Below are 14,500 nucleotides of genomic sequence, written 5' to 3'. Positions count from 1 at the left end.
TCAGCCTGCCTCAGCTGGTCTTCCGGCGGAAGGTGATGGTCGCGAAGAGATATGCCAGGACACCGATCCCGACGCACCAGGCCACTGCGATCCACATGTCGCTACCGACGGACCCGCCGGCCAACAGATCACGGAGCGTATTGACGATCGAAGTCACCGGTTGATTCTCGGCGAACCACCGCACCGGGCCGGGCATGGTCTCGGTCGGCGCAAACGCCGAGCTGAGGAACGGCAGGAAGATGAGCGGGTAGGCGAACACGCTCGCGCCCTCCACCGTCGTCGCGGTGAGGCCGGGGATCACCGCGATCCAGGTCAGCGCGAGGGTGAACAGCAGCAGGATGGCAATCACCCCGAGCCAGGCCAGAATGCCTGCGTCTGAGCGGAACCCCATCAGCAGGGCTACGCCCACCACGATCACCAACGAGATCGCGTTGGCGACGAGTGAGGTCAGAACATGTGCCCACAGCACCCCCGACCGTGCGATCGGCATGGACCGGAAGCGTTCGAAAATTCCGCCCCGCACGTCCTGGAAGAGCCGGAATGCGGTGTAGGAGATACCAGAGGCGATCGTGATGAGCAGAATGCCGGGAAGCATGTAGTCGATGTAGTCGACCGAGCCGGTGTCGATTGCGCCGCCGAATACGTAGACGAACATCAGCATCAACGCGATCGGCATGAGTGCGGTCGTGATGATGGTGTCGATGCTGCGCGTGACATGACGCAGCGTCCGTCCGGTGAGAACGGCGGTGTCGGCGATGGATTGGGTGACCATGATCGTTCCCTACGTGGTGGTCGAGTGGGTGGGGGTGGCGGCGTCGGCGCGTTTGCCTCCATCGCCGACGACCGCAAAGAAGACGTCTTCAAGCGTCGGCTGCTTCTCGACGTACTCGACCTCGGTGGGTGGCAGCAGAGCCTTGAGTTCGGCGAGGGTGCCGTTGACGATGATCCGTCCCTGATGCAGGATCGCGATCCGGTCGGCGAGATGCTCGGCCTCTTCCAGATGCTGCGTTGTGAGCAGTACCGTCGTACCGCGCCCGGCGAGGCTCTTCACGGTGTCCCACACCTCGATACGTGCCTCGGGGTCGAGTCCGGTTGTCGGTTCGTCCAGAAAGATCACCGGTGGATCCCCGATCAGGCTCATGGCGATGTCGATGCGGCGGCGCATGCCACCCGAGTATGTCGAGACCCTTCGCCCGGCCGCTTCGGTCAGTGAAAAGCGTTGCAGAAGAGCCTCTGCCGTTGCGCCCGGATTCTTGACGTGCCGGAGCCTCGCGATGAGGGCGAGGTTCTCCCGGCCGGTCAGGATCTCATCAACCGCGGCGAACTGTCCGGTGAGGCTGATCGACTTGCGTACCTCGTCGGCCTGCGACGCGGTGTCGAAGCCGTTGACGCGGGCTGAACCCGCGTCGGCCGCCAGGAGCGTCGACAGGATCTTCACGACGGTCGTCTTGCCCGCACCGTTCGAGCCGAGCAACGCGAAGACGCTGCCCCGCGCGACATCGAAGTCCACGCCCCGCAGTACCTCGAGTTTCCCGAACGATTTTTCAAGTCCCTGCACAGCAATCGCCGGGCCGGTGCTCGGTGCTGGTGTCATCGTCTATCTCCTTTCGCAGGAAGCGGTTCCGATCTGTGCGGAAGCTTCTGCGACAAGGATGGAGGGTTGACCCTGCGTCAAGGTCAAGCGTTCGAGGCGTGATTTACGATCGGCGCGTCACTGCGCCAGATTCCCGGACCGCGGGTTCCGGTGGGTGATGCAGTAGCGCCGTCCGATCGGATCTTCCATCACCGTCCAGAAGCGTTGGTGTTCGACCACTTTGGCGCCCCAGCCCTCGTGTCGCGCCACCTCTTCTTCGGGGTGGGTGCTCGCCAGATCCAGGTGACCGCCGATGTGCCGGGATCTCACCCGCTGCAACATGATGCGCAACGGCATCTCGTCGGGGCGGCGCAGATTACGGAACTCCGGTAGCAGGCCCTGCCGCCACGGCCAGGTGGTCAGCGCCGCCCAGAAGTCGCACTCGATGTCGTAGTCGGCGGCGGGGACGTCGATGGAGACCTGATCGATGATGCTGATCGTGTCACCCGGCCAGCGGATCGGGCGGGAGCGACGGCTTTCGCCCCGCCAGGGGACCAGACAGAAGCTGAAGCCGCCGGGTGAACGCAGGACCACGACGTCGGGATTCTTCGAGACGATCGTGGCGCCGAGCGCACTGGCCCGGCCGATCGACTCGGTCAGATCGTCGACGTGCAGATCCAGATGCACGCCACCATCGCCGGAATCGATCCGTTGGACCCGCAGGTGGGGGTCACCGTTGAACGGTTCGAGCGAGGCGAACTCGCGGTGGGCGCCGCGGGCCGGTGACACCGTGCTGCCGGCGATCGCGCGCCAGAACGTCACTTCGTCGCTGAAACTCTCGCGCGGGAAGTCTAGGAAGACGGAGAGCCATCGGACTGTCATATAGGCCAGTGTGGGGGGTCGGGGTCGGCGCTGCCCCCTCATTCCGGCGGACGAGTCCGCTTACTGTGGACTGATGGGTCCCTTGAAGAAGATCGCACGCAGGATGGCAAAGGCGCACGCCGACAAGGTTGCAGTTGTGCGCCTGGAAGGGATCATCGGTGGGATCGGGCCCGGTCGTCACGGGTTGACCGCGGAAAATCTCGAATCGAACCTGACTCGGGCGTTCGAGACCGAACGACTCAAAGCGGTGGTCCTGGTGATCAATTCACCCGGGGGATCGCCGACGCAGTCGGAGTACATCGCGGAGCGCATCAGGCAGTTGTCGTCGGAGAAGGGCGTGCGCGTCATGGCCTTCTGTGAGGACATCGCGGCCTCGGGCGGGTACTGGATCGCCTGCGCCGCTGACGAGATCTATGCGGCGCACACGTCGATCGTCGGTTCGATCGGGGTGGTCTCGTCAGGCTTCGGCCTGCAGGACCTGATCAGCCGGGTCGGGGTGGAGCGCAGGGTCCATACCGCCGGTGAGAACAAGTCCCGGCTCGACCCGTTCACCCCGGAGAAGCCCGAGGACGTCGCCTGGTTGCGTGGTCTGCAGGACGACCTCCACGGCGCCTTCATCACGTGGGTGCGACAGCGCCGCGGCACCAAACTCGTGGGGACCGACGCGGACCTCTTCAACGGCGATGTCTGGGTGGGCCGCGCGGCGGTCGATGTGGGACTCGTCGACGGTATCGGTGTCCTCCGGTCGGTGATGGCAGAGCGGTTCCCCGATGCCGAACTGGAGATCATCGCCCCGCCGAAGCCGCTGTTGGCCCGAATCGCCGGATTGGCGTCGGACACCACGATGGCCGGAACGAGCGCCGAAGCGGTTGACGGATTCGTCGGCGGTGCCATCTCAGCGGTCGAGCGCCGCGCCCAGTGGATGCGATTCGGGCTCTAGTGCCCCGAGTCAGAAGTCCTTTTGCAGTCTCCGGCGTTCGATCGGCGCCTGCCAGCGTTGTCATCGGCTGTGCCGAAGGCGCACGTCTTCGACATGGATAGCTCCGCTATGCCTCCCTCTTCCGCCTTGCCAGCCACCCATCGCTCCACCGGATACAAGCAAGAAACTTCTGACTCGCAACACCAGATCCGTCCCCCTTCCGGGGCCTGAATGCAAACCCGCTGGTGGTGCAGAAGTGACGGGTGGGTTGTGGATAAATGGGCAGGCGGATTGTGATCGCCTGTGAGTAGCCGGCGGACGCAGTCCGAAAGTTATCCACAGGCACCCCCTAATGTGCTGGTTCAGCCGGTGCCGACCAACGCTCAACCTGTGGATGAGGCTGTGGAAACTGTGGAGAAGTTATCAACAAACGTGACCGTAGAGTGAACGGGATCACAATTTCAGTTGAAGCTGGTCACACAACATGTCAGATGCTCAATCGCCGACCCTGATTCGGCACGGAATTGAACAAAATGAAGGGCCTGTGGATAACTTGTTGATAAGTCCCAGCCCGTGCCGCACGGCCACCGTGCGTGCCACCATGGTCGAGTGAGTATGTCGGAAATCCCTTCGGTACCCGTAACCGAGCTGCCTGCCGATTTTGTCGGCGAGACCAATGCGATTCTGTTGGACGTGCGCGAGCCCGACGAATGGGCGGAGGGTCATGCGCCCGGTGCCCTCCATATCCCTCTCGGGGATGTGCCCGCCCGCATCGACGAAATCGACCCGGATGCAGACCTTTACGTCATCTGCCATTCCGGCGGCCGGTCCGCGCGGGTGCTCGGCTACCTGATGCAGCGGGGATTCCAGGGCGCCAACGTCATCGGCGGCATGGTGTCCTGGGCGCAGTCCGGCCGACCGTTGGAATACGGATCGGGTGCAGGGGGAGCCAGCCCTGACCCTGGGAACTCCCCGTGAGCAGACCCACCGGAGCACCGCCGGCACGGGATTACTGCCCGAATTGCCGCATCGCGGGTCCGCACGATCCCAGCCGTCCCCGTTGTCCCCGGTGCAACGGTCCGCTCACCCCGCTCGACGCCTACGGCCGGATCGCGCGGCCGGGGGCCGCTCCCGGTGCACAGTCGAGTGCTCCCGGCCCCCCGATGACGCAGGCCGAGCGTGACCACACTTATGTTCCGGCCCGGACCACCGGAGTCGGCACATCACGTCCGGCACCTCGGCCCCAGCGTCGCGTGAAGTGGGTGGCATCGATGCCGGGGGCGGCGCGGGTGGCAGGTCGACGGCGGGTGGCCGCGGAGCCGACACCCACCCCCCACTACGACCGCAACCCCGGTTGGGGTCTGGTGGACATCCCGCTTTCCGAGCCGGTCGAACCGGAAAAGACGTACATCGAACGGATGGCGGCGAAGTTACCCCGGTTGCTCATCGCCTCCGCGGTCGTCCTCACACTCGCCGCGCTCGCTCAGACCTGGCTGTACGTGCTGCTCGTGATCAATCTGGACGCCCCGATCAGCTACGCGATGGTGGTGGCGGCCCGGACCGCGGTCATCGCCACCGGGGTGGCCGCGGTCGGCATGATGATCGCGTGCCTGTTCGCGCTCGCGGGCTGGCTGATGGAGGAGCGTCGTCTGGCTTACGGGCGCCATGATCAGCGGGATCCCCGCTCGCCCGAGCAGATCATGTTGGGCTGCTGGATCCCGATCCTGAACCTGGTCAAGCCGTTGGCGTTCTTCCGTGAGCTCCTCGATCGCCGGGATGATCTGCTTCCCGACTACACGGGAAAGCGACTGTGGTGGTTATGGGCGGGTTGGCTGGTTGTCAACGCGCTGGTGGTCACCGGGGTCGGCATCCGGATCTTCGCCGACACCCTGGTATGGCAGTCCAACGCGCTGGTGCTGGTGATCGTCTCCGATGTGCTCAGTGCGCTGTTCGCGGTGGCACTGTGGTGGACCATCACCCGGCTCCTGGCGCGGGAAGCGCCGGTAACGGTCCCGAAGCGGTTCGTGGTCGCGGCATGAGTGACACGCCGAGAGTGGTCCGACAGGAGAAGCCTGCGGTCGTTGCGCATCGCGGCGCCTCGGGCCATCGGCCCGAACACACCCTCGCGGCGTATGAACTCGCTCTGGAACAGGGCGCCGACGGGCTCGAATGCGACGTGCGCCTGACCGCCGACCACGAGTTGGTCTGCGTGCACGACCGCACCATCGATCGCACCTCGGACGGTTCCGGTGTGGTCAGTGAACTCACCCTTGCCCAGCTCCGCGAGTACAACTTCGGTGCCCGGCACAGTTCGGGTCTGCAGGCCGAGATCCTCACATTGCCCCAATTGCTGTCGCTGACGCTCGACTGGAAGCGGCCGGTGCGGCTGTTCATCGAGACCAAACACCCGGTGCGATTCGGCGGGCTGGTGGAGCAGTTGCTGCTCGCCGAGCTGCAGCGATTCGGTGTCGCAAGCCCGGCGTCGGCCGACCACAGCCGGGCGGTGGTGATCTCGTTCTCCACCGCAGGCGTCTGGCGGATCCGCCGCAACGCCCCGATGCTGCCCACGGTTCTGCTGGGTGACACCGCCCGCTTCCTCGGCGGCAGTGCGGCGACGGCAGTGGGTGCAACCGCGATCGGGCCGTCGATCTCCACACTGCGGGAACATCCCGATGCCGTCGACCGAGCGGCGGCTGCGGGTCGCGCGACCTACTGCTGGACCGTCGACGAACGCCGCGACGCCACGTTCTGCGCCGATCTGGGCGTCGGGTGGATCGCAACCAACTACCCCGACCGGGTCCGGGGTTGGCTCGCTGCGTAAGTTCGGGGCGTGGCAAAGAAGAGTAAACGTGGCAGTGGTCCACGCCCCGGAAGTAATCGCGCCGAGCGGGTGGCAGCCCGGAAAGAGCGGCAGGCCGAGGCAGTAGCGTCGGTGCCCCGTCCATTCGCAGGCCTTGCCGCCGAATGCGACCTGGTGGCGCTGCGTTCGTTCGTGGCCTCCGCTACCGCGGACCTGCCACTGATCACACCGGGTGCCAACCCGGTCCGGCTGGTCACGGTCCTGCCCGGGGCCGGTCCCGCGCTGGTGCGCGACGAGGATTCCGCGACTGTCGGTCTGGTCGCGTTGCAGACTCAGCCCGAACCCGAAGATCCGGGCCGTGCGCTGGCCGCGGCGATCCAGTGGGCGACCGAAAGTGCTGCCGGAGATTCGCTTTCACAGGTCGAGACAGATGACTCGAAGTCACTGACCGAGGTGCTCGATCCGGCCAAGTCGCTGACGATCACCGTCCACGACGACTTCAACTGGTGGATCGAGGGGCAGACCGATCCGGCTCCCCAGATCAAGGCGATGATCGAGCAGGCCAATGCCGCGATACATCCGACCGCACGCCTGGAAGGCGATTTCGTCGGTGCCCCCTGGTGGGTCGACGCCGGTGAACGTGCCCATCTGCGGTGGGTTCGGCCCGAGGACGAAGACGAGATGATGGCTGCCCTGGCACGCGTACATGCCGCCGGTGGCCTGACGCTGGGCGAAGGGTCGCGTTTTGCCGGCTCGTTCCGCACGCACGGACTTCTGGTTCCGGTATTCGACCTGGACCGCGAACTGCATGCCCAGGAATGGACCGCAGGCGCCGAGAGGTTCAACCAACAGCTCAATGAGGCCCTGGCCACCGACGCCGAGCTGACCAGCGAGGAGCGCCGGTCCCGCGACGGGATCCGGGCACGCCAGGTCACACTGCGTTAAGACTCGCGACAGCAGTCCAGGCAAAACAAAGCGGGCCCGACCGGATCAGATCCGTCGGGCCCGCTTTGTGGTGGAGGAACTACAGGCTGCCACCGGCAACCGCCGGAGCCGTCGCGTCGGGCGCGCCGGCCTTGGCGATCTCTCTGGCGACAAAGTTCTCGAGATCGAACAGGTTGCCATCGCAACGCTGCGCGATGGTCTGCAGGGTGCGCATGGTGGCGACCTCTTCGAGTTGTTCCTTGAGGAACCACTGCATGAACTGCTCGCCGAGGTAGTCACCCTCGTCGCGGGCGGCCTTGGCCAGCGCGACGACCTGGTCGGTGACGTGCTGTTCCTGTGCCAGGGCCAGCTTGATCGGCGCCCGGAAGTCGGCGAAGTTGTTCTCCGGCTGATCGATGCCCGGGGTGTAGACGGGCAGATCGCGGTCGAGGAAGTACTGCGTGATCATCATCGCGTGGTTGCGCTCTTCAGCGGCCTGCGCGTAGAAGTGCGCGGCCAGCTGGGGCAGGTCTTCGCTGTCGTAGTACGTGGCCACCGCGATGTACTGCTGCGCCGAAGAAAATTCATTGCGAATCTGGTCATGCAGGAGCTCATGGAAATGCGTACGTTTGGTGCTCATGTCAACGAGCGTAGGTGCAGGTCAAAGCCGTTGTCATCCAAGCTCGTCCTTACTTAGGGTGACTTATCCAAAGTGTCCGAAGGAAAGGATTACCTTGGCTGACAGGGCATTACGCGATAAAAGTTGACCAAGGCTATCCAAACCATCTCGCCGGCTGCGGTCTGCGATCGGCGCCGAGCCGTGGGTGATGACCGGTCAAAAGTGTTGTCCGGGTGAATGTTACGAATCCCAGTGGACCGGGTCGGGCGACGGGGAGGGAAGGGCGCTGTGGCAAGAATTGCGATTCTGGTTGTGGCCCCGCTGATCTGGAACATGTTCTCACTCGGGGGCACGGATCTGCTGTGGTGTGGTCGGGATCTCACCTCGAGCCGGTCGGAGAATTGTCGATGTGGCCCTCGGCTGTCCTGTGGGCCGGAGGTTGTCACCGCCGCTCAGCGACGGTCGAGTGACTCGACGGAGTGATCCCGGTCACCGGGGTTCCCGGTCAGTGGAATCGTCTCCACGCCCGAACCCGCCTCGATGCAGGATGAGCAGCGCTGTAGATCGGTGAAGCGAAGCATTTGATCGGGACCCACTGCTGTGCTCCCGGCGAACGGGGAGGGATTGTCGATGAACAATGTCCGGAAGAAGCGCTCGACCGGTGCGACGCGGAGCATTCTCGCGCTGTGCACGGTCATGTCGATCGCTGCGTGCTCCAGCGGTGGCTCCGACGATGACAACACGTCGGGGGCGGACTTGTCGCCGGGAACGCTGGTGACGTCGCATGACCTCACCGAGTCGGCTGCCCTTCCCAGTGCCGCGCGGAATCAACGCATCACCTACATGTCCCAAAATGTCTCCGGTGAACCGATTCTGGTGTCGGGGGTGGTCGCCATCCCCACTACGCCCGCTCCGGAAGGGGGCTGGCCGGTGGTGAGCTGGGCCCATGGAACGACCGGCGTGGCCGATGCCTGTGCCCCGTCCGCGGATACCCCGAACGGTCCGGTGCATGACACCGTCGATGTGGTGAGCAAGACACTCGACCAGTGGGTCAGCAGCGGGTACGTCGTGGTCCAGACGGATTACGAGGGTATCGGCACCCCGGGTGGTCATCCGTATATGAACGGCACCAGCGAAGCCAACGCGGTGACCGACATCGTCCGTGCCGCACGGCAAGTGGACGACAACGTCGGCAAGGATTGGTTCGCGGTGGGGCACAGTCAGGGTGGCCAGGCGGTGGTCTTCACCTCCGAGATCGGCCCGGACCGGGCACCGGAGCTGAACTTGAAGGGGGCGGTGTCGATCGCTCCCGGAAACGGGACCGGCAAGATCCCGGAGATGGTCGCCACCGGAGACCCTTTGATGGCCCCGGGAGTGCCGTTTGTCCCGATCATTCTTCTCGGCTTACAGGCCGTTGATCCGACGATCGTTCCCGAAGAGCTGCTCACCGAGCAGGCCCGGCCGCTGCTGGAGGCGGCCCGGACGGGATGTCTGGCAGCGGTGCGGGCGGTGCCACCGATACCCGTCGACCAGATCTTCCGCGAGGGTGCCGACCTGACGCCGCTGGCAGCGAATCTGAACGAGCAGGAACTGGCGACGGTGACCCCGCAGGTGCCGACGCTGTTCGCTCAGGGGACGGCAGATGTCCTTGTCCCACAGGCGAGTACGACCGCGGCGGTCAAGGATTTCTGCGCGAAGGGATCGGACGTCGAGTTCAAGGTGTACGAGGGTGCCGACCATCGGGGCGCCATCGCGGCCTCGTTTGACGATGCACACGATTTCGCGTCGAGGATGCTGGCCGGTGACGCCGTGGGGTCAGGGGCCTGTTGACCTTTGTGTTTTCGACAGCACATGGTTGATGACCAGCGCGGCAAACACCACGGCGCAGCCGATGGATCCGATTCCGAGTGCCAATTCGATGCCGTGTTCGGTCGGGTGGAGGTCGGTGTTCATATGCGCGGCGAGGACAGCCCCTGACAGAGCGCTGCCGAAGGCTCCACCGACGGTTCGCAGAACCTGATTGAAGCTCACGGCACTGCCGAGCGCGGTGTCGGCAACACTTCTTGTGATCAGTGCGGGCATCGCCGCGTAGGCGGTCCCCATGCCGATGCCGAATCCGAGCATGCCGATCAGGATCTCCCACAGGGAGTTGTGATCGAGCCACAGGTGCACGCTCGAGATGGTGAAGATGCCGGCGCCGACGAGCAGCAGCGTGCGAACGCGGATCCGGTGCGATATCAGTCGGACCACCCGGTTTGCGCCGAAACTGCCCACCGATAGGGGAAGCATCACGAATCCGGCCCAGAACAGCGGCAGCGCGATCCCGTATCCGGTCGTTTCCGGAGCCTGGGCGATGAGGCTGATGATCGACAGGCTGATGTACATCGCGGCGCCGAGTCCTATCGCCGTACTGTTGGCCACCAACACATCTGGGGTCCTCAGGACACGAAGGTTGATCAGCGGATGTGGCACACGGAGTTCGACGAAGCACCACACCGTCAGAATGGCGGCCGCCGAGCCGAAGAAGCCCAGCGTCGGTGGAGCGATCCAGCCCCAGCCCGAGCCCTCACTGATGGCGAGCAGCAGGCATGACAGGCCGGCACCGATGAGTACGGCGCCGGTGAAATCGAACGGTGCGCGCGGCGCGCGTTCGTCGGGACCATCGGGCACGATCCGCCAGACCACGGCTATCGCGACCACCAGGAACAGTGCGGCGAACCAGAAGGCGAAACGGAAGCCCAGCAACGAGGCAAGGATGCCCGTCAGCGGATAGCCCACACCCAAACCTGTTGCGACGGTGACGGATAGGCTCGATATTCCGGCCCGGACCTTGTCTTCTTCGAGGTACCGCCTGGCCAATGCGATCGTCACCGGCACGATTCCGTAGCTCAACCCCTGTAGCGCTCTGCCGAGCAGGAACACGATGAAGTTCGGTGCGGCCGCCGCCAGGATCGAGCCGACGAGAATGCAGACGAGCGACCCGATGAGAAGCCGCTTCTTGTGTGGGCCATCGCTCAGGCGGCCCATGATCGGTGTCGAGATCGCGCCGACCAGGAGATTGATCGTGAGCATCCACTGTGCGGTGCTCACCTCGACGTCCAGTTCGTGCGAGATGGTCGGGACGAGCAACATGCCGAGCGAGCTCACGACCGCGGTGGTGAGAGCGGCAAACACCAAGGCCGACGAGAGCTTTGGATGCACCCGGGTTTCAGTCGAGATTGTCATCGGTCACCAGTTTGTGGAGTATCGGGATGAGCGCCTCGAGTGCCTTCTGTTCGTCGTCGTCGAGTCGGGCGGCGATGGCCTCGTTCAACCAATCCGCGCCGATCGCCCGTTCTTTGGCGAGTCGGGTGCGGCCGGCTTCGGTGATGGCGATCCAGATCCGGCGGCGGTCGTTCTCATCGGGCGTGCGAACGATCAACTCGAGGACTTCGAGTTCGCGCACGGCGGTGGTGATCGCCTGGGGACTGACCTTTTGGGACGTGGCGAGCGTGGAGGCCGACATCGGGCCGTGTTTCGAGAGATCGGCGAGAATGCCCATCTTGCCCACCGAGATCGTTCGGTCGGCGGTGAGGCGGCGCCAGAGGGGATGTAGCGCTTCACGGAGTTGTTGGGCGGTGGACTGCGTGGACGGCATTTGACCAAATATACAACCAAATTGATCAATCTGGTTGACTAAATTGGGTTGTGTTTGTCACTCGCGCTGCCTCGGCCCCGATGGGCCCCATTCTGAAATCAGCGGCGGATAGGGGCTCAACCGGTCTGAAGTAGTTCCGGCGGAACCTCTTTACCGTCGGCGATGGTCTTGAAGAACTGGGTTGTGTTGTCGCCCCACGCCAATGAATCGCCGTCGTCGGTGAAGACCGGCCCGGCGTTCGGGGTGGTGACGGTGACCGGATCGCTGCGCAGCGCCCAGGCAAGCCGGGCCAGGTGCCAGAGGTGATCACTCTTGTCGACGGTCAGGGAATCCACGACACCGTTGACCAGCGGCCAGAAGCGGAACGGGTTGAGGACCGTCGAGGCGCTGGTCGCCTTCTGCATCAACGCGGCCATGAACTTCCGCTGATTCACCACGCGGGTGAGATCGGCATTGGCAAACGCGCGGGTGCGGACGAAGCCCAGTGCCTCACGCCCGTTGAGTGTTTGGCAACCGGCCTGCAGGTTGATCCCGGCCAGCGGGTCGTTGATCGGTGCGTCCAGGCACATCTCGATGCCGCCGACGGCGTCGACGATCTTGTCGAAGCCACCGAATCCGATCTCCGCGTAGTGGTCGATGCGGAGCCCGGTGTTGGTTTCGATGGTCTGCACCAACAGTTGTGGGCCGCCGATCGCAAAGGCGGCGTTGATCTTGTGTGTGCCGTTGTCCGGGATGTCGACGTAGAGGTCGCGGGGGATCGAGATGATCATCGGTTTTCCGCCGGAGCCGTAGTGCACCAGCATGACCGTGTCGGTCCGCGAACCCTCACTGTCGCCGGTGGACAGGGCGGCGCGCTCGGCTTCGCTCAAGCCTTCGCGCGAGTCGGATCCGACCAGCAGCCAGGTGGTTCCCGCACTGCTCGCCACGCGGCCCGCGTAGTTCGACAACGCGTCGACCCGGTGGAGCTTGGTATCGAAGTAGACGAGCAATCCGACCGTGCCGAGCACCATGACGAGCAGCAGGATCAACAGGGTGCGAAGGATCGGGATGCGGCGGCGACGTGTGCGCTCCGGTGGACGCGTCGGCCCCGGCGTGACCCGGCGAGGTGGTCCCTGCGGCGGCTTGGGGGGCTGGCGGTTGTAGGCCACGATCGGCGGCGGCGGACGCTGCGCCGGCCGAGCCGTGCGGGTTTCCGGACTCTCTGCCTGCGACCAGGCCCGAGGTGGTTGGTATCCGGGGTCGGCCGGCTGCGGTGGACCGACCCGGGTGGCCGGTGGCGGAGCATGCTGCGGCCTGGCGGGACCCTGCTGGGGTGATCCCTGATGCGGCGGTCCCTGCTGCGGTGGACGTTGCCCGGCGGGCTGTGCCGGCCCGCGCTGCGGAGGTGGTCCGGTCGGGCCCGGCATCATGCGCCGGGTGCGTCCATTCGCAGGCGGTGATGCGGGCGGGGGAAAAGAACCCTGATCGGGACGCCGCGCACCGCCGGGGCGGCGGATGAAGGGCTCGTCCTGGTCAGTCATTGCACAGACTCTAGTCAAGCCAGCTGAGATGATCTCTCAGGACCGCATAGCCGACAAAGGCGACGGTGTCGATCAACGCGTGCCCGATGATCAGTGGCCACACCCGGCCGGTGCGTTGGAACACCCGGCCGTAGACCAGGCCCATCAGCACGTTTCCGAACCCGGCGCCGAGACCCTGGTACAGGTGATACCCGCCGCGCAGCACCGCCGAGAACAGCAGGCTGCGATTTTCGGTCCAACCCAGTTGGCGCAGCCGGGTGATGAGATAGGCCACAACGAGCAGCTCTTCGGCCGCGGAGTTCGCGATGGCCGAGAACACCAGCATCGGCAGGCGCCAGAAGGTCTCGTTGAGATCTGACGGCACCACCTGGACATTGAGGTCCATGGCGCGGGCGATGACGTACAGGCCCAGGCCGGGGATGCCGATGATCGCGGCCAGGCCCATGCCGAGCGGGATGTCGAACTTGGCGCGTAGTGCGGGTAACCCGATGCGCGCCAACGGAACTCCGGCCCGCCAGATCAGGTAGACGGCCAGCGCCGCGATGCCGAAGAGTTTGGTCGCAGAGAGCAGTTGCCGGAAGAAGTCGATGGCATCGAGTTCGGACGAGCTGACGTTCAGTGCCACGGAACTGCCGCTGATACCGGGCTCCGACATCGCCTTTTCGATCAGGGAAAGCGCCGATGAGACCGCCGACAGCCCGAACGTCAGGACCAGGACGATTGTGATCTCGATCCCGATGGCGCGTCGCGCGGTCGGGTCGGTGACGACTTCCGGCTGCGCCGGACGTGCCGGTTGTAGCCACGGGCGCAGGTTCACCCGGTTGAGGTTACTGACGGGTGGCCCGGTGTGGCGTCAGCCTTGGCCGGGCAGGCTGTTCAGGAACGGGCATCCGGCCAGGGTTCGGATCGCCCGGGACAGCTCGGGGAGGTCGCTGACCGGTCGAGGGAATGACAGTCGAACGTCGGAGTCGCTTTCGGAACCCTCGACGCGGAAGCGGATGCCGAAGCGGTCGATACCGAGTGGGCGGACCCGGCCGTCGCGCAATTCGACCGGGAGCCGATTGCTCAGCGCGGCGATCATGTCTGCGTGATCGGTGTCCATGTGCGCGATCCAGTCGGCTTCGAACTCCCAGAAGGGGTCGGGATCGGCGTGGGCGAGGTCGGTGGACGCCACCGAGGCGGCACCGGAGCTGTTGGCCAGGACCGCGGAGGACAGGCCAAGGCGGAGCAGTGAGAATCCGTGGCCGATGTCGAGCAGGCCGGGCGACGGGTGGTCGGTGGCGATCTCGCAGGCGAGGTCGCGTTCGAGATCGGAGGGAACCGAATGCAGGGTGCCGTTGAGCCAGATGAGGGAACGGACCTGTTCGCGCAGTGTGATGGGGGCCATGTCGGTGACCTCCACCATTGCGGGGAGTCCGGCGCTGCCTGCCTGCCATGCCAATGCGCAGGCGGCGCTGTCGGAGGGGACCAGGACGAACGCCTGCGAGTCGTACAGATGCACCATCGTGACCGGTGCGGGCTCGCTGCCCTCGATCGCGAGCATCGCGTCCGTCACGTGCATACATGCGGTGCGGATGAACTCGGCATCGGTGGGGCGGTCGATCGCTGTTTTTGTCATCTACGGTC

15 protein-coding genes are annotated in these 14,500 nt (G+C 65.0%); 6 read left to right on the top strand and 9 right to left on the bottom strand.

Features of this window, described 5'->3' with window-relative positions:
* Positions 1-10: 10 nt before the first annotated feature.
* From AC56PL_RS10950 to AC56PL_RS10940, 3 genes are all read right to left on the bottom strand, one after another.
* Complete coding sequence (locus AC56PL_RS10950; protein WP_495513723.1) at positions 11-772, bottom strand: ABC transporter permease; 762 nt, start codon at positions 770-772, stop codon at positions 11-13.
* Between the two features lie 9 nt (positions 773-781).
* A complete protein-coding gene (locus AC56PL_RS10945) occupies positions 782-1,594 on the bottom strand; it encodes an ABC transporter ATP-binding protein (RefSeq protein ID WP_497153832.1) in 813 nt (270 codons plus the stop codon).
* A 117-nt stretch (positions 1,595-1,711) separates the two neighbouring features.
* Positions 1,712-2,455, bottom strand: a complete 744-nt coding sequence (locus AC56PL_RS10940) for a VOC family protein (RefSeq protein WP_497153831.1) — start codon at positions 2,453-2,455, stop codon at positions 1,712-1,714.
* A 73-nt stretch (positions 2,456-2,528) separates the two neighbouring features.
* Between AC56PL_RS10940 and AC56PL_RS10935 the strand changes: the two genes are divergently transcribed.
* The 5 genes from AC56PL_RS10935 (at position 2,529) to AC56PL_RS10915 (ending at position 7,119) form a co-directional block, all read left to right on the top strand.
* Positions 2,529-3,395 (top strand): S49 family peptidase, encoded by an 867-nt coding sequence (locus AC56PL_RS10935; protein ID WP_497153830.1) that lies wholly within the window; start codon positions 2,529-2,531, stop codon positions 3,393-3,395.
* A gap of 594 nt (positions 3,396-3,989) precedes the next feature.
* Entirely contained in the window at positions 3,990-4,352 is a 363-nt protein-coding gene (locus tag AC56PL_RS10930; RefSeq protein ID WP_497154289.1) for a rhodanese-like domain-containing protein, read from the top strand.
* On the top strand, positions 4,349-5,413 hold the full coding sequence (locus tag AC56PL_RS10925) for a DUF4328 domain-containing protein (protein WP_497153829.1): 1,065 nt from the start codon (positions 4,349-4,351) through the stop codon (positions 5,411-5,413). The genes AC56PL_RS10930 and AC56PL_RS10925 overlap by 4 nt, the downstream gene beginning before the upstream one ends.
* Positions 5,341-6,195: a glycerophosphodiester phosphodiesterase family protein gene (locus tag AC56PL_RS10920; RefSeq protein WP_495513718.1), complete on the top strand. Its 855-nt coding sequence runs from the start codon at positions 5,341-5,343 to the stop codon at positions 6,193-6,195. Before AC56PL_RS10925 ends, AC56PL_RS10920 begins: the two co-directional genes overlap by 73 nt.
* A gap of 9 nt (positions 6,196-6,204) precedes the next feature.
* Positions 6,205-7,119, top strand: coding sequence for a DUF5926 family protein (locus tag AC56PL_RS10915; protein WP_497153828.1), 915 nt, complete (start codon positions 6,205-6,207; stop codon positions 7,117-7,119).
* A gap of 79 nt (positions 7,120-7,198) precedes the next feature.
* Here the strand turns inward: AC56PL_RS10915 and AC56PL_RS10910 are convergent, their stop codons facing one another.
* Positions 7,199-7,738, bottom strand: coding sequence for a ferritin-like domain-containing protein (locus AC56PL_RS10910; protein ID WP_495513716.1), 540 nt, complete (start codon positions 7,736-7,738; stop codon positions 7,199-7,201).
* A 609-nt stretch (positions 7,739-8,347) separates the two neighbouring features.
* Between AC56PL_RS10910 and AC56PL_RS10905 the strand changes: the two genes are divergently transcribed.
* Entirely contained in the window at positions 8,348-9,547 is a 1,200-nt protein-coding gene (locus tag AC56PL_RS10905; protein WP_495513715.1) for a lipase family protein, read from the top strand.
* On the opposite strand, the gene AC56PL_RS10900 is transcribed toward AC56PL_RS10905, so the two are convergent.
* The 5 genes from AC56PL_RS10900 to AC56PL_RS10880 form a co-directional block, all read right to left on the bottom strand.
* The gene (locus AC56PL_RS10900; protein ID WP_497153827.1) at positions 9,533-10,942 is read right to left on the bottom strand and encodes an MFS transporter; all 1,410 of its coding nucleotides are present in this window, start codon (positions 10,940-10,942) and stop codon (positions 9,533-9,535) included. The two genes, AC56PL_RS10905 and AC56PL_RS10900, sit on opposite strands and share 15 nt — an antisense overlap.
* Positions 10,926-11,354: a MarR family winged helix-turn-helix transcriptional regulator gene (locus AC56PL_RS10895; RefSeq protein ID WP_497153826.1), complete on the bottom strand. Its 429-nt coding sequence runs from the start codon at positions 11,352-11,354 to the stop codon at positions 10,926-10,928. The genes AC56PL_RS10900 and AC56PL_RS10895 overlap by 17 nt, the downstream gene beginning before the upstream one ends.
* A 116-nt stretch (positions 11,355-11,470) precedes the next feature.
* Positions 11,471-12,874 (bottom strand): LCP family protein, encoded by a 1,404-nt coding sequence (locus AC56PL_RS10890; protein ID WP_497153825.1) that lies wholly within the window; start codon positions 12,872-12,874, stop codon positions 11,471-11,473.
* A 10-nt stretch (positions 12,875-12,884) separates the two neighbouring features.
* Positions 12,885-13,691, bottom strand: a complete 807-nt coding sequence (locus AC56PL_RS10885; protein ID WP_497153824.1) for a CPBP family intramembrane glutamic endopeptidase — start codon at positions 13,689-13,691, stop codon at positions 12,885-12,887.
* Between the two features lie 36 nt (positions 13,692-13,727).
* Positions 13,728-14,492, bottom strand: a complete 765-nt coding sequence (locus tag AC56PL_RS10880; RefSeq protein ID WP_497153823.1) for a DUF2470 domain-containing protein — start codon at positions 14,490-14,492, stop codon at positions 13,728-13,730.
* Positions 14,493-14,500: the final 8 nt, after the last annotated feature.

The organism is Williamsia sp. Y721 (genome assembly GCF_059683565.1).
The sequence above is the reverse complement of the archived record's forward strand: the minus strand, read 5'-3'. Positions and strand labels throughout refer to the sequence as shown.

Coding starts and splice junctions, on each gene's coding strand:
- AC56PL_RS10950 (WP_495513723.1), bottom strand. CDS start 772: ATGGTCACCCAATCCATCGCCGACACCGCCGTTCTCACCGGACGGACG.
- AC56PL_RS10945 (WP_497153832.1), bottom strand. CDS start 1,594: ATGACACCAGCACCGAGCACCGGCCCGGCGATTGCTGTGCAGGGACTT.
- AC56PL_RS10940 (WP_497153831.1), bottom strand. CDS start 2,455: ATGACAGTCCGATGGCTCTCCGTCTTCCTAGACTTCCCGCGCGAGAGT.
- AC56PL_RS10935 (WP_497153830.1), top strand. CDS start 2,529: ATGGGTCCCTTGAAGAAGATCGCACGCAGGATGGCAAAGGCGCACGCC.
- AC56PL_RS10930 (WP_497154289.1), top strand. CDS start 3,990: ATGTCGGAAATCCCTTCGGTACCCGTAACCGAGCTGCCTGCCGATTTT.
- AC56PL_RS10910 (WP_495513716.1), bottom strand. CDS start 7,738: ATGAGCACCAAACGTACGCATTTCCATGAGCTCCTGCATGACCAGATT.
- AC56PL_RS10905 (WP_495513715.1), top strand. CDS start 8,348: ATGAACAATGTCCGGAAGAAGCGCTCGACCGGTGCGACGCGGAGCATT.
- AC56PL_RS10900 (WP_497153827.1), bottom strand. CDS start 10,942: ATGACAATCTCGACTGAAACCCGGGTGCATCCAAAGCTCTCGTCGGCC.
- AC56PL_RS10895 (WP_497153826.1), bottom strand. CDS start 11,354: ATGCCGTCCACGCAGTCCACCGCCCAACAACTCCGTGAAGCGCTACAT.
- AC56PL_RS10890 (WP_497153825.1), bottom strand. CDS start 12,874: ATGACTGACCAGGACGAGCCCTTCATCCGCCGCCCCGGCGGTGCGCGG.
- AC56PL_RS10880 (WP_497153823.1), bottom strand. CDS start 14,492: ATGACAAAAACAGCGATCGACCGCCCCACCGATGCCGAGTTCATCCGC.